We start from the raw sequence: 19,554 nt of genomic DNA, 5'->3' as shown, positions 1-19,554 counted from the left end.
GTTAATCGGCAAATTGCTGAGATTGGGCTTCCAAACATCCTAGATCGCACTTCCGCGAACGGCGGCCAGCAGCACCGGAAGAGGCTCGCTCTTGAGAACATGGGCACAGGCACCCGCCTCGCGCATGGCGTCGCACAGGCGCGGGTCGTCGTGCATGGAAAGCGCGATGATGCGCAGGCCCACGTGTTCGCGGGCGATCCTTCGGGTGGCGGCGATGCCGCCGCCGCGCGGCATGTCGACGTCCATCAGCACCACGTCGGGAAGCCCGCCGGGCGGCAGCGCGTTCAGCGCATGGGCCGCGGCCACGCCGTCCGCCGCTTGCATCACGACCGAGAGGCCGGGTTGCCGCGACAGAACGTCGGCCAGGTAGTTGCGGAACTGCGTGTGGTCGTCGACCAAAGCGATTCGAATGCTCACCTGCGCAGCATGCGCGGGCAGCCCCGCAGCCGCCATCGGTCAAAGGCTGAGATTGGCGGTAACGAATGCCGAAGTTCGCCTCAGGCCGCGGGCAGCGCCGAGGCTCCGCCGCTGTCAAGCGAGCTCAGTCCCTCGCGCAGCGCATAGCGCGTGAGTTCGGCCATGCTGCCGATGCGCAGCTTCTGCAGGATGTGTTGCCGGTGGGTCGCGACCGTCTTGGCACTGACATACAGGCGCTCGGCGATCGCGTTGGTGGAATACCCTTCCGAGAAAAGCTGCACCAGCTCGCGCTCGCGCGGCGTCAGCACCGAAGCGCTGTCCTGCGGCGCGCCGCCGGTCACGCGGGCTCGATACTCCTGCACCACGACGCCCACCAACTGTGCGCTCAGATAGACCTGCCCCGCAACCACCTGGCGGATGGCCTGGACCAGCTCCTCGAACGAGCATTCCTTGAGCACATAGCCCGAGGCGCCCGCGTCCAGCACGGCCAGTACGAGCCGGCTTTCCGCGTGCACCGAGAGGCAGAGCAGCTTGACCCCCGGTTCGTCGGCGCGAATGCGGCGTATGGCCTCCAGCCCGTTCAGGCCGGCCATCGACAGATCGGTCACCGCGATGTCGGGCTTCAGCTTTCGCGTCAGCCGGGCAAGTTCGGCGCCGTCGGGGGCTTCACCCACCACTTCGAAATCGGGTTGGCCGCGCAGCAGGGCCACCAGCCCGTCGCGCATGATGCGGTGATCGTCGGCGATCACGATTCGGATGGTCATTCGTGTTTCTCCCCATTCGCCAGTGGCAGCAGGATGGTCGCGCGCGTGCCGCGGCCGGGCGCCGATTCGATGTCCAGGCGGCCGCCGATCGCCTGGACCTGCGCCTCGGCGCTGAACAAGCCGTAGCCGCCTTCCGGCCCGAAGCCGATTCGCGATCGTGCCGTGTCGAAGCCGGCGCCGTCATCGGCCACGGCCACGCTCAGCCTGTCTGCCGTGGCATACAGCTGTACCCGCGCCGTGCCGGCCCGCGCGTGCCGCCCGACGTTGGCAACCAGCTCGCGCACCACGCGAAAGACGACCGCCAGCACCTGGTCGGGCAGGTTGAGAGGCGGCAGCGAGCCGCTGACCACCAGGTCGAGGTTGTTGGCCGCCTTGGCCCGCGGGGCCAGACTTTCGATGGCGGCCTGCAGCCCCAGCTGGTGCAGCACAGGACAACTGAGCTCGAAGGTGGCGGTGCGCGTCGCGCGGGACGCCTGTTGCACCAGGCCGCGCAATTCGCCGACCAGCTCGGCACGCGCTGCGGGGTCGGCCGATTCGCCCAGTTCCCCCAGCTTCAGGCCGACGATCGCCAGGACCTGGCCGATGTCGTCATGCAGCCCTGTGGCGATGCGCTCCCGCTCGCGCGCCTCGGCCAGCGTCACCTCGTACGCGAGCGTGCGCAGCTGCTCGTCGGAATGGTGCCCCTGCGGCCGCAAGCCTGCGGCGGGGCGCCCCGCCGGGAGGCGTTCGGGGACATGCAAGCGCGCGGGCGTCGAAGCGGCCGCTGCCGGATTGAGACATGACAAAGCTGATTCCTCCGCTGTGCCCGGTGGGTCAAGGCCCCCGGATCTTGCATTCGACGCGTAGCGTAGCAAAAAGCCATCAGCTTGTCGCCCCCCTGGTTGCCCGCCTCCCCAGCCGCCTTCCCGCGCCCGCATATCATCCAGCCATGCTTGCCAAGCTCATGAGCCTGTTCCTCCTCGGGTTGATCCGGACGCTGACCGGTGCCCAGGCCCGCTGGTACGGCTGCCCGCCGAAAGCGGAACAACGGATCTACTTCGCCAACCACCAGAGCCATGCCGACCTGGTGATGATGTGGGCCGCGCTGCCGGAAGAACTGCGCAGCATCACCCGGCCGATCGCGGCCAAAGACTACTGGACGAAGACCCCGTTTCGCCAATGGATCACGACGGCGGTGTTCAACGCGGTCTATGTGGACCGGGAACGCAAGGGCGACGAAGACCCGCTGCAGCCGCTGGCCGATGCACTGGAACGGGGCGACTCGATCATCATCTTTCCCGAAGGCACCCGCGGCAACGCCGAGGAACCGCAGTCCTTCAAGTCCGGCCTGTACAGCCTGGCGCAGAAGTTTCCCCATGTCGTGCTGGTGCCGGCGTGGATCGACAACATCCAGCGCGTGATGCCCAAGGGCGAAGTGGTGCCGGTGCCGATCCTGTGCTCCGTCACCTTCGGCACGCCGATCCAGGTGGAGCCCGGGGAAGAGCGCCGGCCTTTTCTCGACCGCGCGCGGCAGGCCGTGATCGCGCTGCGGGAAGTCTGATCGCATGAACCATTTCCTTCGCAGCCTCACGCCCAGCCAGCAGGTGGCTGCGCTCTTCATCATCGTCTTCGGCATCCTTATCGCCGTGAGCGTGACGGCGTTCCTGCTCACGTTCCGCGAGAATGCCGACGCGCACGATGAGGCCTGGCACGCCGAGCTGAAGAATTTCAGAAAGCTGCTGGGCACGTCGTGGTTCATGGTGGTCGTGTTCTGGATGGCCTGGGCCCTGGGCGACACGGTGGCGACGCTGCTGTTCGCGCTGATCGCCTTCTTCGCGCTGCGCGAGTTCATCACCCTGTCGCCGACGCGGCGCGGCGACCACCGCAGCCTGGTGCTCGCGTTCTTCGTCGTGCTGCCGATCCAGTTCTGGCTGGTCCGCGCCGAGCATTTCGACCTGTTCACCGTGTTCATCCCGGTCTACGTCTTCCTGGCGATTCCCGTGGTGAGCGCGCTCGCCGGCGACTCGCAGCGCTTCCTGGAGCGCAATGCCAAGCTGCAGTGGGGCATCATGGTGTGCATCTACGGCATGAGCCACGTGCCCGCGGTGCTGCTGCTGGACTTCCGGAACTACGAGGGCAAGGGCGCCTTCATGGTGTTCTTCCTGGTCATGGTGGTGCAGACCTGCATGCTGGTGCAGCACCTGGTCACGCGGCGGCTGAAGCGTCCACCGAGCGCACCCGAGGTCAGCAAGAGCTTCAACTGGTACAGCTGGATGGTGGGGATGGTCGTCGGCAGCTTCGCCGGCGGCGTGCTCTCGTTCATCACGCCGTTCAAGCCCGGGCAGGCGCTGGTGATGGCATTCATCGCCTGCGCCGCCGGCTCGTTGGGACACCTGGTCATGAAGGCGCTCAAGCGCGATCGCGGCGTCACGGCCTGGGGCCAGCGTGGGATGTCGGTCACCGGCGCGAACGGGTTGCTGGATCGTGTGGACGCCCTGTGCTTTGCCGCACCGATCTTCTTTCATTCGGCACGCTGGTATTTCGGGGCCTGACGATCATGCGCATTCTCGGCATCGACCCTGGCCTCCAGACCACCGGTTTTGGCGTGGTCGACATGGCCGGCCATGCACTGACCTACGTGGCCAGCGGAACCATCACCACCACGCACCTGGATCGGGGCAACTTGCCTGCGCGGCTCAAAGTGCTGTTCGACGGCATCGCCGAGGTGAAGGCGCGCTACCAACCCGATTGCGCCGCCGTGGAAATCGTCTTCGTCAACGTCAACCCGCAGGCCACGCTGTTACTAGGGCAGGCGCGGGGTGCCTGCGTGACAGCGCTGGTGGCTTGCGACCTCGCTGTCGCGGAATACACGGCGCTGCAGATGAAGAAGGCCATCGCAGGCCATGGCAAGGCGGCCAAGGGGCAGGTTCAGGAGATGGTGAAGCGCCTGTTGAAACTGCCCGGCCTGCCTGGCAAGGACGCCGCCGACGCATTGGGACTGGCCATCACGCACGCGCATGCGGGTGCGGCCATGGCGCGGATCGCTGAGGCCACAGGTACGGCACGCAAGACCAGCGGGATGTTCAAGGGCGGGCGGACTTACTGACCGTTGCGCCCGGCTGTCGCGCCGGCATCGATGCCGCGTCGAAGTACAGGCGAACGGGATGCGTCATAGTTGGGACTCCAGTGCCGCATGCGGCTTGCGATACATCAGCGACATGGGAATGGCGCCGCCGTGGCCTTCAGGCGTACCAGCTCACGATCGAGTACCTGTCGCCCCAGGCCACCGGCATCACTTCGTGGGTCGTGTCCGCCGTGAACGCGACCAGCATCCCGGCTTCCGCGGAAAGGCTGTAGCGCCCGGACTTGTGGCCTGGGCGCCATTCGGTGAAGACGAGCGCACCGCCGCCATGGGTTCCGGGCCGCGGCGTTTCGGATTGGTGGCTGAGAAAAATCACCACCGAAATCTTGCGCGACTGCTCGGTGTCAGACAACAGCATGCCGGTGTTGCCGTCCTGGTGGGCGACGAAGAAGTCGCCTTCGCGGTAGCGCAGGAACTGCGGATCTTCGCAAGTGGTGAGGGCCACGCCGAAGTGGGCCGCGACCGCGTCGCGCGCATCGTGGAGGCGTTGCGTGACGCGGGCCACGGTTTCGGGCGAGGGGGCGAGGCGTGCGACCTTGCGCACCCGCTCGTCGACTGCCCCTGCCTGGCCGCGGCCGTAGACGGTCGCTGCGGCAGCGGGCGCGACGCGAAGTTCAGCGAGCAGCGCACCGCACTGCCGTTCATCGAAAAACGCCCCGTCCCGGTAGAGGTCGAATGCGGCTGCGTCCGGGCTCATCGCACGCCGGTGCCTAGGCCAGGCGCTCGAGGATCAGCACCGCGAAGAAGGCGAACGCGGCGATCAACGTCCACTTCAAGGTGATGAGGCCGTAGCGTTTGAAGCGCGCCTGCCCTGTCCCCGCATAGAACGCGAAACACACGGCCGATGCCAGCAGCAGCATCAGCATCGCCCAGCGAAACAGCAGCATTGCGGCTACCAGGCCCGCGCCACCTGGGCAAAGCCGGCAGGCGCGAGTTTTTCGTTTTCGAAAGTGACGATCTCGTACGAGCCCGGCTGCGCCAGCAGTTCACGCAACAGCTTGTTGTTGAGCGCGTGGCCGGAACGAAAGGCGCTGTACGCCGCCAGCAGCGGACGGCCGATGAGGTAGAGATCACCCATCGCGTCGAGCATCTTGTGCTTCACGAACTCGTCGTCGTAGCGCAAGCCCTCGGTATTGAGCACGCGGTAGTCGTCCATCACCACCGCGTTGTCCAGGCCCCCGCCGAGGGAGAGGCCGTTGGCGCGCATCATCTCCACGTCCTTGGTGAAGCCGAACGTGCGGGCCCGCGCGATGTCGCGCGCGTAAGAGCCGGTGCCGAGGTCGAATTCCACCGACTGGCCCGTGGAACTGACCACACGGTGATTGAACTCGATCTCGAAACGCAGTTTGTAGCCGTGGTACGGATCCAGCCGCACCCATTTGAGGTTGTCGCCTTCCCCTTCGCGCACTTCCACCGGTTTCAGCACGCGGATGAAGCGGCGCGGCGCGTTCTGCGTCACGATGCCCGCGCTTTGCAGCAGAAACACGAAGGACGCCGAGGAACCGTCGAGGATGGGTGTTTCTTCGGCGGTGATGTCGACGTACAGGTTGTCGATGCCCAGGCCCGCGCACGCCGACATCAAATGTTCGACCGTCATCACCTTCGCGCCACCATTCGAAATGGTCGACGCCATGCGCGTGTCCGTCACGACCTGGGCCGACACCGGGATGTCGACCGGGATCGGCAAGTCCACGCGCCGGAAAACGATGCCCGTGTCCGGCGGGGCCGGACGCAGCGTCAGCTCGACCCGCTGGCCGCTGTGCAGGCCCACGCCGACCGCCTTGGTCAGGGTCTTGAGGGTGCGTTGCTGGAGCATGTGGCAATTTTAAGGGGGCAGGGCTGAAGGCACCATGAAGGGCTGGTAAACCCCTTGTGTTGCGTTCTTGGACCTCGCGGCAACGCCGCACACGGCTGGGCCGCGGCGCGATGGCTACGACGTCCGGCAGCGGTGCTTCGCACCTATGGCCGGATTCCCCACGCTGAACGGTCTTGCGGCCCGCGCGGCGCAACTCACCGAGCTTCGCTCGGTTCAAACAGGCGCCGCGAGCATGAGACTGTCGCGTCGCAAGCGACGCTGGGCCGCAAGACCGTCCACCGCGGGCGTCTGGGCTTTACTCGCGCCGCGGCCCAGCCGTGTGCGGCGTTGCAGTGAGAGCGTGGCGTGCCGGCGTGGCGCGCCGAAAATCTGGGCAGAAGACGCAGGGGTGGCACCTCACCGGTGGCGCGCCGAAATGGTGGTTGCAAAGCTGTGCGTGGGCGGGCTGCGGCGCGAATAGAGCCCAGGCGCCTGCGGCGGGTGACCCCGCGGCCCAGCATGGCTACGAGGAGCGCGCACAGCGCGCGGATCGAGCCATGCGACCGTCTCATGCTCGCGGCACCTGTCTGAACGGCGCTTGCGCCGTGAGTTGTGCCGCGCTGGGCCGCGGGGTCGCCCGGCGCAGGGGATTCGGCTGGAGGGGCGCAGCACCGAAGCCGAACGCCGTAGCCGCGCCGCAGCCCGCTTACGCACAGCTTTGCCGCGAGGTCCAGGAACGCAAGAACACGAAACGCACGCCCGCGCCGGAACAGAACAAAAAAATGGGGGTGGGCCACTTGCAAGACCCACCCCGAAGCACTCCCTCTTGGAGAACACTCTTCTAGAACGTTGTCAGGCCATCCCTTCGCGGGCCACCGCGGAACCGGCTTTGCCGGGCCGCTGGTGGCGCCCCTTGAGGGGAGGCGGCCGCAGGCCGCTTCGGGGTGGGCACTTAATCCGCCTGCTTGCGCAGGAAAGCCGGGATCTCGAAGTCGTCCATGCCGCCGTTGGACAGCGCGTCGACCTTGGCCGCGGCCTGCGTGCGGTTGGTGCGCCACACGCTGGGCACGGCCATGCCGCCGTAGTCCGGCTGGTTGGCTTGCTGCGCTTCGCGCGTGATGATGGCGCCGGGGCCGGCCACGGCGTTGTGGACCGTCGGCACGTTGAACGGCACGTTGTCGGTGCCGGTGCGCAGCACCTGCAGCGGCGGGGCCGTGCGGCGCTGGCCCTGGCGGGACAGGCCGGTGGCGACGACCGTGACGCGGACTTCGTCGCCCAGGTTGTCGTCGTAGGCTGTGCCGTAGATCACGTGCGCGTCGGGAGACGCGTAGGCGCGAATGGTGTTCATCGCCAGCTTCGACTCCGACAGCTTCAGGCTGCCCTTGGCCGCGGTGATCAACACCAGCACGCCCTTGGCGCCCGACAGGTCGATGCCTTCCAGCAGCGGGCAGGCCACGGCCTGCTCGGCGGCGATGCGCGCGCGGTCCGGGCCGTTGGCCACCGCCGTGCCCATCATGGCCTTGCCGGGTTCGCCCATCACCGTGCGCACGTCCTCGAAGTCGACGTTCACATGGCCGGGCACGTTGATGATTTCCGCGATGCCGCCGACGGCGTTCTTCAGCACGTCATTGGCGTGCGCAAAGGCTTCGTCCTGGGTGATGTCGTCGCCCAGCACTTCGAGCAGCTTCTCGTTCAGCACCACGATCAGCGAGTCGACGTTGGCTTCCAGCTCCATCAGGCCCTGGTCGGCGTTGGTCATGCGGCGCCCGCCCTCCCAGTCGAAGGGCTTGGTCACCACGCCCACGGTGAGGATGCCCATCTCCTTGGCGATGCGCGCGATCACCGGCGCGGCGCCGGTGCCCGTGCCACCACCCATGCCGGCTGTGATGAAGAGCATGTGCGCGCCGGCGATGGCTTCGCGAATGTTCTCCACCGCCGCTTCGGCGCATTCGCGGCCCTTCTCCGGCTTGCTGCCCGCGCCCAGGCCGCTGCCGCCCAGCTGGATGGTCTTGTGCGCCGACGTGCGGGCCAGGGCTTGCGCGTCGGTGTTGGCGCAGATGAATTCCACGCCCTGCACCGAGCGGCCGATCATGTGGTCGACCGCGTTGCCGCCGCCGCCACCCACGCCGATCACCTTGATCTGCGTGCCCAGGTGGAACTCTTCCACTTCAATCATTTCGATGCTCATGTGAATCTCCTATATCCGTTGCAGTTGCCTATTTCGTACATCGTTGTCTTGTGAGTCATGAACGTTTGACTGGCGGATCGGTGCACCGCCATCGCTCCTTTCTCTTTGGATGGGGACTTCCTCTTGCGAGCCAGAGCTTGCTGGTCATGGTCAAAAGTTCCCCACGATGAAATCCTTGAAGCGGCCAAAGGCCGTCTTCATCGATCCGTTCTGCTGTGCCACCTTGAAGCCGCGGATGCGCGCGATGCGCGCTTCTTCCAGCAATCCCATCACGGTGGCGGCGCGCGGCTGCGTGACCATGTCGGCCAGCGCTCCCGAATACCTCGGCAGGCCGCGGCGCACCTGCTTCAGGAACACGTCCTCGCCCAGTTCCACCATGCCCGGCATCAGCGAACTGCCGCCGGTAATGACGATGCCCGACGACAGCACTTCCTCGTAGCCGGTGTCGCGGATCACGTTGCGCACGCACAGGTAGATCTCTTCCACCCGCTTCTCGATCACGTACGACAGCGCCTGGCGCGCCATCTGGCGCGGCTCGCGGTCGCCGAGGCCCGGAACCTCGACCTGCTCGTCGGGGTTGACCAGCAGTTCCTTGGCGTAGCCGTTCTCGACCTTGATGTTCTCTGCGTCCTTGGTCGGTGTGCGCAGCGCCATGGCGATGTCGCTGGTGATCAGGTCGCCGGCGATGGGGATCACCTCGGTATGCCGAATCGCGCCATTGGTGAAGATCGCCACGTCGGTCGTGCCGGCGCCGATGTCCACCATCGCCACGCCCAGTTCTTTCTCGTCGTCGGTCAGCACGGACTGGCTGGAGGCCAACGCGTTGAGCAGCAGGTGCTCCACTTCCAGGCCGCAGCGGCGCACGCACTTGATGATGTTTTCCGCCGCGCTCTGGGCGCCGGTGACGATGTGCACCTTGGCTTCCAGCCGGATGCCGCTCATCCCGATCGGTTCCTTCACGTCCTGGCCGTCGATCACGAATTCCTGCGGCTCGACCAGCAGCAGGCGCTGGTCGGTGGAGATGTTGATGGCGCGCGCGGTTTCGATCACGCGGCCCACGTCGGCCTGCGTCACTTCCTTGTCCTTCACCGCCACCATGCCGCTGGAATTGATACCGCGGATATGGTTGCCGGTGATGCCGGTGTAGACGCGCGTGATCTTGCAGTCGGCCATCAGCTCCGCTTCTTTCAAGGCCTGCTGGATGCTCTGCACCGTGGCGTCGATGTTGACCACCACGCCGCGCTTGAGGCCGTTGGACGCGGACACGCCCAAGCCGGCCAGCTTGAGCTCGCCGCCGGGCATGACTTCGGCCACCACCACCATGATCTTGGCGGTGCCGATGTCGAGGCCGACGACCAGGTCCTTGTATTCTTTTGCCATCTTCTCCGCCTTCTTTATCTTTTCGGTGCGTCCGCACTCGTGGTGCCGACGCCCTTCAACCGCACTGCATAACCGTCGCCGTGGCGCAAATCGGCCGACACCAGCGCATCGGGCCGACGGCTGTAGCGCGACGCCGCCTGCGTCAACGTCTGCACGAACCGCTGCGTGCGCGCCACGATCTCCTCCGGCGTTCCCCGCCCCAGTTCCACCTGTGCGCCGTTGTCGAGCTGTGCCTGCCAGCTGCCCCGCGAGGTCAGCGTCAAGTCGTTGATGCCCAGGTCCACCGTCCCGAACATCGGCTTGAGCGCCTGGTACATCGTCAGCACCAGCGCCGACATTTCCTTGGGTCCGGCCAGCCGCGGCAGTTCGTCGGCTTCCACCTCGCCCGCGTTCGCTTCGAACACCTCACCGAAGTTGTTGACCAGCCGGCCTTCGCCTTCCGCCCCCCACAGCGCCACGGCCTTGTGTTCCTCCAGCGACACGCGCAGCCGGTTCGGAAACTCCCGGCGCACCACGGCGCTGCGGACCCAGGGCACAGCCTCGAACGCTTCGCGCGCCTCCACCAGGTTCACGGTGAAGAAGTTGCCGGCCAGGCGCGGCGCCACATTGGCGCGCAGCGTGACCGCATTGTTGTGGGCCACTTCGCCCTGCACCGTGATGCCGGCGATCGCGAACAGCGGATGCCGCACCGCCCACCAGGTGCCTGCCGCCAGCAGCATGACGATGCAAAGCGCGAACAGCGCCGTGGCGGCGAAGTTCATCAGCTTGACGTCGACCGGTGCCGGCACGGCTTTCATTTGCGTTCCGCCCCCTTTTGTTGGTCCAGCGTCGCCGAAGCCAGCAACTGCACACACAGGTCCTCGTAGCTGATGCCGGCAGCGCGTGCCGACATCGGCACCAGGGAATGCCCCGTCATGCCGGGCGAGGTGTTGATCTCCAGCAGGTACGGCTTGCGCGTGGTGCCATCGATCATCACGTCCAGGCGGCCCCAGCCGCGGCACCCCAGCACGCGGTAGGCCTTGAGCACGATCTCCTGGATCGCCTGCTCCTCGCCCTCGGGCAGGCCGCACGGCACCAGGTACTTGGTGTCGTCGGTGAAGTACTTGTTCTGGTAGTCGTAGTTGCCTTCGGGGGCAACGATGCGAATCACAGGCAGTGCGCGGGCTTCATCGCCGGTGCCCAGCACCGGGCAGGTGACTTCGTCGCCGCTGATGAACTGCTCGCACAGCACGTCGGCATCCAGCGCGGCGGCCTGGTTCACCGCTTCGGCCATTTCCGAATAGCCCTTCACCTTGGCCACGCCGATGGACGAGCCTTCGCGTGCGGGCTTGACGATGAGCGGCAGGTTCAAGTCGTCCGGCACGGTGCGCACCTGTTCGCGAGTGAAGGAACCGCGGCGCAGCAGCACGTACTTCGGCGTCGGCAAGCCCTCTGCCAGCCAGACTCGCTTGGTCATGACCTTGTCGATCGAGATGCTGGACGCCATCACGCCCGAGCCGGTGTAGGGAATGCCCAGCAGCTCCAGCGCGCCCTGCACGGTGCCGTCCTCGCCGAAGCGGCCATGCAAGGCGATGAAGCAGCGCTTGAAGCCCTTGCGCTTGAGTTCCGAAACGTCCCGCTCGGCCGGGTCGAACGCGTGCGCGTCCACGCCTTTGGATTGCAGCGCCTTGAGCACGCCGCTGCCGGACATCAGCGAGACTTCGCGCTCGGCGGAACTGCCGCCCATGAGGACGGCGACTTTGCCAAATTCGTTGGTCGACTTGTTCGCGCTCATGCCCCGCCTCCTGTTTCCACCAGCTTGGCCGGCACGCCCCCGATGGAGCCTGCGCCCATGCACATCACCACGTCGCCGTCGCGCGCCATTTCCAGGATGGCGGCGGGCATGTCGGCGATGCTGTCCACGAACAGTGGCTCGACCTTGCCGGCGATGCGCACGGCGCGCGCCAGCGAGCGTCCGTCGGCCGCGACGATGGGCGTCTCGCCGGCGGCGTAGACCTCGCCCAGCAGCACTGCGTCGGCCTGGCCCAGCACTTTGACGAAGTCCTCGAAGCAATCGCGAGTGCGCGTGTAGCGGTGCGGCTGGAACGCCAGCACCAGGCGGCGGCCGGGGAAGGCGCCGCGCGCTGCTGCCAGCGTGGCCGCGAGTTCGACCGGGTGATGGCCGTAGTCCTCGATGACCGTGAAGCGCCCGCCGCCGTTCTCGGCCTTCACCGCAATGTCACCGTAGCTCTGGAACCGGCGGCCCACGCCCGTGAACTCAGCCAACGCCTTCTTCACCGCTTCGTCCGGGATGTTCAACTCCACCGCGACAGCGATGGCCGACAGCGCGTTCAACACGTTGTGCATGCCCGCGAGGTTGAGCACCACGTCCATGTCAGGCAGGGTCACGCCGTTGCGCCGTTGCACCGTGAAGTGCATCTGCGGGCCGGCAGCGCGCACGTTGACGGCGCGCACTTGCGCGTCTTCGCCGAAGCCGTAACTGGTGATCGGGCACTGCACGTCTGGCACGATGTCTCGCACGGCCGCATCGTCCGTGCACAGGATGGCCGTGCCGTAGAACGGCATGCGATGCAGGAACTCGACGAACGCGGCCTTGAGCTTGTTGAAATCCTGCCCGTAGGTTTCCATGTGGTCCGCATCGATGTTCGTCACCACCGCCATCACCGGCATCAGGTTCAGGAACGAGGCGTCCGACTCGTCGGCTTCCACCACGATGTAGTCGCCACCGCCGAGCTTGGCGTTGGCACCGGCGCTGTTCAGGCGGCCACCGATCACGAAGGTCGGGTCCAGGCCGCCTTCGGCCAGCACGCTGGCCACCAGGCTGGTGGTCGTCGTCTTGCCGTGCGTGCCGGCGATGGCGATGCCCTGCTTCAAGCGCATCAGCTCGGCCAGCATCATCGCGCGCGGCACCACCGGGATCTTGCGCTTGCGCGCGGCCAGGACTTCCGGGTTGTCGCTTTGCACTGCCGTGGAGGTGACCACGGCGTCGGCACCGATCACGTTGCCCGCCGCGTGGCCGATGTAGGTCTTGATGCCCAGGCCTTCGAGGCGCTTGAGCGTCGGGCTGTCGGAGAGGTCCGAGCCCGAGATCAGGTAACCCAGGTTGCGCAGCACTTCGGCGATGCCGGACATGCCGGCGCCGCCCACGCCCACAAAGTGAATATGCTTGATAGCGTGCTTCACGTCCTGCTTTCCAAGCTTTCGGGAGCCACCGTGGAACCGGCTTTGCCGGGCCGCTGGTGGCGCCCCCTTGAGGGGGAGGCGCCGAAGGCGCTTCGGGGGGGAGCTTTGCTCACGTGTTTCATGATCTCTTCTTTCGCACCAGCTCTTCGCAGGCTCTGACGACCTCGGCCGTCGCATTTGTCTTCTGCATGGACTTCGCGGCCATCGCGCGCTGGATCAACTCGCCGCGCTCCACCACTTGCAGCAGGTGAGCCAGCCATTCCGGCGTCAGGTCGCTCTGCTGCACCAGCCAGCCGCCGCCCTTTTTGACGAGAAACTCCGCATTCGTCGTCTGGTGATCGTCCACCGCCGCCGGGAACGGAACGAACACCGCGGCGGCGCCGACGGCGGCGATCTCGGTGACCGTGCTGGCCCCGGCGCGGCACACGATCAGGTCGGCATCGGCGAACGCCTGGGCTGTGTCTTCGATGAAGGGTGTGAGTTCTGCCAGAACGCCCGCGGCGGCGTAGTTGGCCCGCAATTCGCCGATCTGTTTGGCGCCGCTCTGGTGCAGCACCAGCGGCCTCAACCCTTCGGGAATGAGCGCCAGCGCTTTAGGCACGGCTTCGTTCAACGCCCTTGCTCCCAAGCTGCCGCCCACCACCAGCAGGCGCAACCGCCCTGCCCGTGCACCGAGCCGTTCGACGGGCCCGGGCTGCTGCAGGAACGCCACGCGCAGCGGATTGCCAACCCATGCCGCCTTCTTGAACACCTTGGGGAAGGCCGTGAACACGCGATCCGCGACGCCCGCGAGGATGCGATTGGCCATCCCCGCGACCGAGTTCTGCTCGTGCAGCACCAGGGGTTTTCCCAGCGCCACGCTCATCATCCCTGCGGGGAACGTGATGTAGCCGCCCAGGCCGATCACCACGTCGGGCTTGACGCGGTGCACGACGCTGATGCTCTGCGCGAAGGCCCGGAGCAGGCGAAACGGCAGCAGGAACAAAGTGGTGAAGCCTTTGCCGCGCACGCCGGAGAAATCGATGGTCTCGTACGCGAAACCGCGTGGCGGAACCAGCTGCGCTTCCATGCTCGACGGGCCGCCGCCCAGCCAATGCACGCGCCACGAGCGTTCACGCAGCGCTTCGGCCACCGCAAGCCCCGGGAAGATGTGACCGCCGGTGCCGCCGGCCATGACGAGTGCGCAACGACTGCTCATGCTCTTCCTCCGCGCATCATCCAAGCCGCGTTCCGCGTCTTGCAGCGCTTCGCGCTGACCTTGTTGTGGCGAAACAATGTCTTCATGCGCGGCCTCCGCGCATCATGACCTTGTTTTCGTAGTCCACTCTGAGAACGACTGCAATGGCGATGAGATTCATCAGGATCGCCGACCCGCCATAGCTCATGAGCGGCAGGGTCAGGCCCTTGGTCGGCAGCGCGCCGAGGTTCACACCCATGTTGATGAACGCCTGGAAGCCGATCCAGATGCCGACGCCCTGCGCGACGAGGCCGGCGAAGACGCGGTCGAGCGCGATGGCCTGGCGGCCGATGTGCATGATGCGGCGGGTCATCCAGAGGAACAGCCCCAGCACCAGGATCACGCCGACCAGCCCGAATTCCTCACCGATCACGGCCAGCAGGAAATCGGTGTGCGCCTCGGGCAGCCAGTGCAGCTTTTCCACGCTGCCGCCCAGGCCGACGCCGAACACTTCGCCCCGGCCGATGGCGATGAGCGAATGCGACAACTGGTAGCCCTTGCCGAGCGCGTGCTTCTCGCTCCATGGGTCGAGGTACGCGAAGATGCGCTCGCGCCGCCAGTCGGAGAGCGCGATCATCAGCACGAAGGCGACGAGCATCACCGACGCGATCAGGAAGAACATGCGGGCGTTGACGCCGCCCAGGAACAGGATGCCCATGGCGATCACGGCGATCACCATGAAGGCGCCCATGTCGGGCTCGGCCAGCAGCAAGAGCCCGACCACGGCCACTGCCGCGGCCATCGGCAGCACGGCGCGGAAGAAGCGCTCTTTCACGTCCATCTTGCGGACCATGTAATCCGCCGCATAGAGAAGCACCGCGAACTTGGCCAGCTCCGAGGGCTGGAAGCTCATGAACCCGAGCGTGAGCCAGCGGCGCGCGCCGTTGACGCCCTTGCCCAGCTGCGGAATCAGCACCAGCATCAGCAGCACCAGCGAGAGCACGAACAGCCACGGTGCGACCTTCTCCCAGGTCGCGACCGGCACCTGGAACGCCAGCAGCGCTGTGACCAACGCCAGCACGATGAAGATGGCGTGCCGCACCAGGAAGTGCGTGTGGGCATAGCGTGCGAATTTCGGGTTGTCGGGCAAGGCGACGGAAGCGGAATAGACCATCACCAGGCCGAGCGCCAGCAGCGCCACCGTCACCCACAGCAGCGCCTGGTCGAATCCCGCGACGGACGCCGATGGCATCGAGCGGGCATAGCCCGCGCCATGGCCGCGCCCGGTCATGTCGTCGATGGGCGCGAGCCCGCCGAACCAGCCCGAGATGCGCTGCAGGGCCGCGTTCATGCGGAACCCTCCATCTGCACGCCCGCGTCGTCGGCGATGGCGCGCACCGCCGCGCGGAAGACCTCGGCGCGGTGCGGGTAGTTTCTGAACATGTCGAAGCTGGCGCAGGCCGGCGACATCAGCACCGCATCGCCTGCGTGCGCGCGTTGCGTGGCGAGCGTCACGGCTTCTTCCATCGACGCCGCGTCCATCAGCGTAACGCCGGCGGGCTCCAGCACGGCGCGGATCAGCGGTGCGTCGCGGCCGATCAACACGGCGGCACGCGCATAGCGAGAGACCGGCGCCGCCAACGGCGAGAAGTCCTGGCCTTTGCCGTCACCGCCCAGGATCACCACCACCTTGCGTTCCGCACCCAGCCCCTGCAAGGCCGCCACCGTGGCACCTACGTTCGTGCCCTTGCTGTCGTCGAAATATTCGACGTCGTGAATCACGCCGATGGGTTCCACGCGGTGCGGCTCGCCACGATACTCGCGCAGCCCGTAAAGCATCGGCCCGAGCGGGCAGCCCGCGGCCGTCGCCAGCGCCAGCGCCGACAGCGCGTTGACGGCGTTGTGCCGGCCGCGGATGCGCAGCGCATCGGCCGGCATCAGGCGCTGGAAGTGCAGTTCTTCGTCGTTGTCTTTGCGCTTCTTGAGCGTCTCGTCGGCCTCCAGCGCGCGCACCAGCCACGCCATGCCGTTGACCACCTCGATGCCGAAGTCGCCCGGGCGTTGCGGCATGTCACCGCCGAAGGTGACGTACGCGCGCTGATCCATTTTTCCACCCTTGAGCCTCACCGGCTCGGGCAGCATCTTCATGACCAGCGGATCTTCGCGATTCAAGATCATCAGACCGTTCTTGCCGAAGATGCGGGCCTTGGCCTGGCCGTAGGCACCCATCGTGCCGTGCCAGTCCAGGTGGTCTTGCGTGAGATTGAGGACCGCAGCCGCGGTCGGCTCGAAATCACCCGCCGCCTCCAGTTGGAAGCTGGAGAGTTCAAGCACCCACGCTTCGGGCAGCGCACCCTCGTCGAGATTTTCCGCCAACGTGTCCAGCAGCGTCGGGCCGATGTTCCCCGCAACAGCGACCGTCTTTCCGGCGCGCTCGATCAGCTGGCCGGTGAGCGCGGTGACGGTGGTTTTCCCGTTCGTGCCGGTCACGGCCAGAACTGCGGGAGCGTAGCCCTGCTCCGCGCGCAGCGATGCCAGGGCCGCCGCGAACAGGCTCAATTCGCCGCCGATGTGCAAGCCGCGCTGCGCGGCGGGCTGGACCACGGGTGCCACCTGCTCAGGCGACAGCCCGGGGCTGCGGAACACCGCCTCCACGCCTTCGAGCAGCGCCTCGTTGAACTCACCCGGGATGAACTTCGCGGCAGCCACGTGCTCACGCAGCGCCTCCAATTGCGGCGGCGCCTCGCGGGTGTCGGCCACCGTCACCTGCGCGCCGGAGCGCGCGCACCAGCGCGCCATCGCCAGCCCGGACAAGCCGAGGCCGAGGATGAGGACGGGCCGGTCTTTCAGAAATTCCACAAAGCCTCCGACGGGCCGCCCCTAGGCGGCTTTGGCCCCCTTGGGGGGCAGTGCAGCGGCGTAGCCGCAAACGTGGGGGCAAACATTTTCACCTCAGTTTCAATGTCGACAGGCCGAGCAGACACAGCAGCATGGTGATGATCCAGAAACGGACCACGACCTGCGTCTCTTTCCAGCCGCTCTTCTCGAAGTGATGGTGCAGCGGCGCCATCTTGAGGATGCGCCGGCCCTCGCCGTATTTCTTCTTCGTGTACTTGAAGTACATGACCTGGGCCATCACCGACAGCGCCTCGACCACGAAGATGCCGCCCATGATCGCAAGCACGATCTCCTGGCGCACGATCACCGCGATGGTCCCGAGCGCGCCGCCCAGCGCCAGCGCACCGACGTCGCCCATGAACACCTGGGCCGGATGCGTGTTGAACCACAGGAATGCGAGGCCCGCGCCCGCCATCGCGGCGCAGAAGATCATCAACTCGCCCGAGCCCGGGATGTGCGGGAAGAACAGGTACTTCGAATACACCGCGCTGCCGGTGACGTAGGCGAACACGCCCAGCGCCGAGCCCACCATCACCACCGGCATGATGGCGAGGCCGTCCAAGCCATCAGTGAGGTTGACGGCGTTGCTGGAGCCCACGATCACCAGGTACGTCAGGATCACGAAGCCGAACACCCCCAGCGGGTAGCTCACCTCCTTGAAGAAGGGCAGCAGCAAGCCGGCCTTGGGCGGCAGGTTCACGTCGAAGCCCGACGCCACCCAGGTGTAGAACAGCTGCAGCACGCGCCAGTTGGAGCTTTCCGAAATGCTGAACACGAGGTACAACGCGGCCACCAGACCGATCAGCGACTGCCAGAAGTACTTCTCGCGCGAGCGCATGCCTTCCGGATCCTTGTTCACCACCTTGCGCCAGTCGTCGGCCCAGCCAATGGCGCCGAAGCCCAGCGTCACCACCAGCACGATCCAGACGAAGCGGTTGGTCAGGTCGAACCACAGGAGGGTGGACACCGCGATCGACAGCAGGATCAGCACGCCGCCCATGGTCGGCGTGCCAGTCTTGGTCAGATGCGTCTCCATGCCGTAGCCGCGCACCGGCTGCCCGATCTTCAGGTGCGTCAGGCGCCTGATCACCCAGGGTCCGGCGATCAGGCCGATGAGCAGCGCCGTCATCGCGGCCATCACCGCGCGGAAGGTGATGTACTGGAACACCCGCAGGAAGCCGAATTCCGGCGACAGGGTCTGCAGCCATTGCGAAAGGCTAAGCAGCATGGCCGGCCTCCTTTTCTTGTTGTTGTGGCTGTGCCTGGATCGCCTCGACGACGCGCTCCATCTTCATGAAGCGCGAGCCTTTCACCAGCACGCTGGCCACCTGCGGCAATTGCGCCAGCACGGCGGTGTTGAGCGCGTCGATGCCGTCGAAGTGCCGGCCCTTCATCGCGACGGACTGGTCACCCAGCGTGAAGAACTGCTCGATCGCGCAAGCGCGCGCATGCTCGCCGACTTCGGCGTGGAACTGCGGACCCTGGTCGCCCACCTCGCCCATGTCGCCCAGCACAAGGAGGCGCGGGCCGGGCAGCTCGGCCAGCACGTCGATGGCGGCACGCACCGAGTCCGGATTGGCGTTGTAGGTGTCGTCGACCAGCGTGATCGTGCGCCCGCCCACCTGCACGGCCAGCGCGCGCGAGCGGCCCTTCACGGGTTCAAAAGCCTCGAGGCCCTGCGCGATGTGAGCGAGCGGCACGCCCGCGGCGAGCGCGCAGCCCACCGCTGCCAGCGCGTTGCGCACGTTGTGGCGGCCGGCGATATGGAGGCGGAAAGTCACCGGGCCGGCGGGCGTTTTCACGCTCACCTGCCAGAGTCCGCCTTGCCATTCAGTCCCGGCCAAAACGATATCGGCATCGGCCGGGGCCCAGGCTTCTTCGCCCTCGCCCTCGCCTCCGCCGAATGTGATCCAGGCACGCGAGCCCGCCAATTCTTTCCAGAGCGGCGTGAATTCCTCGCCGGCGGGGAACAGGGCGATGCCGGTAGGGCCCAACGCCTGCAGCACCGAACCGTTCTCGCGCGCCACCGCTTCGACAGTGGCCATGAATTCCTGGTGCTCGCGCTGCGCGTTGTTGACGAGCGCCACCGTCGGCCTGGTGATGCCGGCGAGATAGCCGATCTCGCCGGGGTGGTTCATGCCCAGCTCGAGCACCGCCACACGATGTTCGGCGCGCAGGCGCAGGAGTTGCAGCGGAAGGCCGATGTCGTTGTTGAAATTGCCTTGCGTGGCCAGCATCGCGTCAGGCTGCCACGCACGCAGGATAGCCGCGATCATCTGCGTAACGGTGGTCTTGCCGTTGCTGCCCGTGACAGCGATCAGCGGAAGGTTGAACTGCGCGCGCCAGTTGGCGCCCAGCGCGCCGAGTGCCAGCTTGCTGTCATCGACTTCGATACCAGGGAAGCCGACCGGCAGCTTGCGGTGATGCGCGATGGCCGCAATGGCGCCTTTGGCCTGCGCCTCGGCAAGGAAGTCGTTGGCGTCGAACCGCTCGCCTTTCAGCGCCACGAACAAGTCGCCGGGCTGAAGGGTGCGCGTGTCGGTGTGCACACGCCGCACGGGCGTCGCGCCATCGCCAACGAGCTTGCCGCCCGGAATCCAGGCCAGCGCTTGCGCGAGTGTGAACATGGCG

19 protein-coding genes are annotated in these 19,554 nt (G+C 66.5%); 3 read left to right on the top strand and 16 right to left on the bottom strand.

The features are described from left to right. Nucleotides 1-39: 39 nt before the first annotated feature. From EEB15_RS18210 to EEB15_RS18200, 3 genes are all read right to left on the bottom strand, one after another. On the bottom strand, nucleotides 40-417 hold the full coding sequence (locus EEB15_RS18210; RefSeq protein ID WP_158290163.1) for a response regulator transcription factor: 378 nt from the start codon (nucleotides 415-417) through the stop codon (nucleotides 40-42). An 80-nt stretch (nucleotides 418-497) separates the two neighbouring features. Further along, a complete protein-coding gene (locus tag EEB15_RS18205) occupies nucleotides 498-1,181 on the bottom strand; it encodes a response regulator transcription factor (protein WP_141511296.1) in 684 nt (227 codons plus the stop codon). Next, complete coding sequence (locus tag EEB15_RS18200) at nucleotides 1,178-1,966, bottom strand: sensor histidine kinase (protein WP_158290162.1); 789 nt, start codon at nucleotides 1,964-1,966, stop codon at nucleotides 1,178-1,180. The genes EEB15_RS18205 and EEB15_RS18200 overlap by 4 nt, the downstream gene beginning before the upstream one ends. Before the next feature lie 143 nt (nucleotides 1,967-2,109). On the opposite strand from EEB15_RS18200, the gene EEB15_RS18195 reads away from it, so the two are divergent. From EEB15_RS18195 to ruvC, 3 genes are read left to right on the top strand one after another with little or no spacing between them, the layout of a single operon-like run. Continuing rightward, complete coding sequence (locus EEB15_RS18195; protein WP_141511294.1) at nucleotides 2,110-2,721, top strand: 1-acyl-sn-glycerol-3-phosphate acyltransferase; 612 nt, start codon at nucleotides 2,110-2,112, stop codon at nucleotides 2,719-2,721. Nucleotides 2,722-2,725: 4 nt separating this feature from the next. Continuing rightward, nucleotides 2,726-3,712, top strand: coding sequence for a phosphatidate cytidylyltransferase (locus tag EEB15_RS18190; protein WP_141511293.1), 987 nt, complete (start codon nucleotides 2,726-2,728; stop codon nucleotides 3,710-3,712). 5 nt (nucleotides 3,713-3,717) lie between these two features. Further along, nucleotides 3,718-4,266 (top strand): crossover junction endodeoxyribonuclease RuvC, encoded by a 549-nt coding sequence (gene ruvC, locus EEB15_RS18185; RefSeq protein WP_141511292.1) that lies wholly within the window; start codon nucleotides 3,718-3,720, stop codon nucleotides 4,264-4,266. Between the two features lie 136 nt (nucleotides 4,267-4,402). Here the strand turns inward: ruvC and EEB15_RS18180 are convergent, their stop codons facing one another. The 13 genes from EEB15_RS18180 to murF form a co-directional block, all read right to left on the bottom strand. Further along, entirely contained in the window at nucleotides 4,403-4,999 is a 597-nt protein-coding gene (locus tag EEB15_RS18180) for a 2OG-Fe(II) oxygenase (protein WP_141511291.1), read from the bottom strand. A 13-nt stretch (nucleotides 5,000-5,012) separates the two neighbouring features. Continuing rightward, entirely contained in the window at nucleotides 5,013-5,189 is a 177-nt protein-coding gene (locus EEB15_RS33995) for a hypothetical protein (RefSeq protein WP_199236565.1), read from the bottom strand. A gap of 5 nt (nucleotides 5,190-5,194) precedes the next feature. After that, the gene (lpxC, locus tag EEB15_RS18175; RefSeq protein ID WP_141511290.1) at nucleotides 5,195-6,118 is read right to left on the bottom strand and encodes a UDP-3-O-acyl-N-acetylglucosamine deacetylase; all 924 of its coding nucleotides are present in this window, start codon (nucleotides 6,116-6,118) and stop codon (nucleotides 5,195-5,197) included. 931 nt (nucleotides 6,119-7,049) lie between these two features. Continuing rightward, a complete protein-coding gene (ftsZ, locus tag EEB15_RS18170; protein ID WP_141511289.1) occupies nucleotides 7,050-8,285 on the bottom strand; it encodes a cell division protein FtsZ in 1,236 nt (411 codons plus the stop codon). 150 nt (nucleotides 8,286-8,435) lie between these two features. After that, the gene (gene ftsA / locus EEB15_RS18165) at nucleotides 8,436-9,665 is read right to left on the bottom strand and encodes a cell division protein FtsA (protein WP_141511288.1); all 1,230 of its coding nucleotides are present in this window, start codon (nucleotides 9,663-9,665) and stop codon (nucleotides 8,436-8,438) included. A gap of 14 nt (nucleotides 9,666-9,679) precedes the next feature. Further along, a complete protein-coding gene (locus EEB15_RS18160) occupies nucleotides 9,680-10,462 on the bottom strand; it encodes a cell division protein FtsQ/DivIB (protein ID WP_141511287.1) in 783 nt (260 codons plus the stop codon). Next, nucleotides 10,459-11,439, bottom strand: a complete 981-nt coding sequence (locus EEB15_RS18155) for a D-alanine--D-alanine ligase (protein WP_141511286.1) — start codon at nucleotides 11,437-11,439, stop codon at nucleotides 10,459-10,461. The genes EEB15_RS18160 and EEB15_RS18155 overlap by 4 nt, the downstream gene beginning before the upstream one ends. After that, complete coding sequence (murC, locus tag EEB15_RS18150) at nucleotides 11,436-12,848, bottom strand: UDP-N-acetylmuramate--L-alanine ligase (protein ID WP_141511285.1); 1,413 nt, start codon at nucleotides 12,846-12,848, stop codon at nucleotides 11,436-11,438. The genes EEB15_RS18155 and murC overlap by 4 nt, the downstream gene beginning before the upstream one ends. 118 nt (nucleotides 12,849-12,966) lie before the next feature. Then, complete coding sequence (murG, locus tag EEB15_RS18145) at nucleotides 12,967-14,046, bottom strand: undecaprenyldiphospho-muramoylpentapeptide beta-N-acetylglucosaminyltransferase (RefSeq protein WP_141511284.1); 1,080 nt, start codon at nucleotides 14,044-14,046, stop codon at nucleotides 12,967-12,969. Between the two features lie 82 nt (nucleotides 14,047-14,128). Next, complete coding sequence (gene ftsW / locus EEB15_RS18140) at nucleotides 14,129-15,376, bottom strand: putative lipid II flippase FtsW (protein WP_141511283.1); 1,248 nt, start codon at nucleotides 15,374-15,376, stop codon at nucleotides 14,129-14,131. After that, nucleotides 15,373-16,884 carry a UDP-N-acetylmuramoyl-L-alanine--D-glutamate ligase gene (gene murD, locus EEB15_RS18135; RefSeq protein ID WP_141511282.1) on the bottom strand — a complete coding sequence of 504 codons (1,512 nt, stop codon included), beginning with the start codon at nucleotides 16,882-16,884 and terminating at the stop codon, nucleotides 15,373-15,375. The genes ftsW and murD overlap by 4 nt, the downstream gene beginning before the upstream one ends. A gap of 88 nt (nucleotides 16,885-16,972) precedes the next feature. After that, nucleotides 16,973-18,151, bottom strand: coding sequence for a phospho-N-acetylmuramoyl-pentapeptide-transferase (gene mraY / locus EEB15_RS18130; RefSeq protein WP_141511281.1), 1,179 nt, complete (start codon nucleotides 18,149-18,151; stop codon nucleotides 16,973-16,975). After that, nucleotides 18,141-19,550 carry a UDP-N-acetylmuramoyl-tripeptide--D-alanyl-D-alanine ligase gene (gene murF, locus EEB15_RS18125; protein ID WP_141511425.1) on the bottom strand — a complete coding sequence of 470 codons (1,410 nt, stop codon included), beginning with the start codon at nucleotides 19,548-19,550 and terminating at the stop codon, nucleotides 18,141-18,143. The genes mraY and murF overlap by 11 nt, the downstream gene beginning before the upstream one ends. Nucleotides 19,551-19,554: the final 4 nt, after the last annotated feature.

The sequence above is a fragment of the Ramlibacter sp. WS9 genome (assembly GCF_003797765.1).
Taxonomy (GTDB): Bacteria; Pseudomonadota; Gammaproteobacteria; order Burkholderiales; family Burkholderiaceae_C; genus Ramlibacter.
Note: the sequence above shows the minus strand (reverse complement) of the source record. Positions and strands in the feature narration are given on the sequence as shown.

Excerpts from the sequence above, each read along its gene's own strand:
- ftsA (WP_141511288.1), bottom strand. The coding sequence starts at position 9,665 with ATGGCAAAAGAATACAAGGACCTGGTCGTCGGCCTCGACATCGGCACC.
- murG (WP_141511284.1), bottom strand. The coding sequence starts at position 14,046 with ATGAGCAGTCGTTGCGCACTCGTCATGGCCGGCGGCACCGGCGGTCAC.
- EEB15_RS18155 (WP_141511286.1), bottom strand. The coding sequence starts at position 11,439 with ATGAGCGCGAACAAGTCGACCAACGAATTTGGCAAAGTCGCCGTCCTC.
- EEB15_RS18180 (WP_141511291.1), bottom strand. The coding sequence starts at position 4,999 with ATGAGCCCGGACGCAGCCGCATTCGACCTCTACCGGGACGGGGCGTTT.
- murF (WP_141511425.1), bottom strand. The coding sequence starts at position 19,550 with ATGTTCACACTCGCGCAAGCGCTGGCCTGGATTCCGGGCGGCAAGCTC.
- EEB15_RS18205 (WP_141511296.1), bottom strand. The coding sequence starts at position 1,181 with ATGACCATCCGAATCGTGATCGCCGACGATCACCGCATCATGCGCGAC.
- ruvC (WP_141511292.1), top strand. The coding sequence starts at position 3,718 with ATGCGCATTCTCGGCATCGACCCTGGCCTCCAGACCACCGGTTTTGGC.
- EEB15_RS18190 (WP_141511293.1), top strand. The coding sequence starts at position 2,726 with ATGAACCATTTCCTTCGCAGCCTCACGCCCAGCCAGCAGGTGGCTGCG.
- EEB15_RS33995 (WP_199236565.1), bottom strand. The coding sequence starts at position 5,189 with ATGCTGCTGTTTCGCTGGGCGATGCTGATGCTGCTGCTGGCATCGGCC.
- mraY (WP_141511281.1), bottom strand. The coding sequence starts at position 18,151 with ATGCTGCTTAGCCTTTCGCAATGGCTGCAGACCCTGTCGCCGGAATTC.
- ftsZ (WP_141511289.1), bottom strand. The coding sequence starts at position 8,285 with ATGAGCATCGAAATGATTGAAGTGGAAGAGTTCCACCTGGGCACGCAG.
- EEB15_RS18160 (WP_141511287.1), bottom strand. The coding sequence starts at position 10,462 with ATGAAAGCCGTGCCGGCACCGGTCGACGTCAAGCTGATGAACTTCGCC.
- EEB15_RS18195 (WP_141511294.1), top strand. The coding sequence starts at position 2,110 with ATGCTTGCCAAGCTCATGAGCCTGTTCCTCCTCGGGTTGATCCGGACG.
- ftsW (WP_141511283.1), bottom strand. The coding sequence starts at position 15,376 with ATGAACGCGGCCCTGCAGCGCATCTCGGGCTGGTTCGGCGGGCTCGCG.
- lpxC (WP_141511290.1), bottom strand. The coding sequence starts at position 6,118 with ATGCTCCAGCAACGCACCCTCAAGACCCTGACCAAGGCGGTCGGCGTG.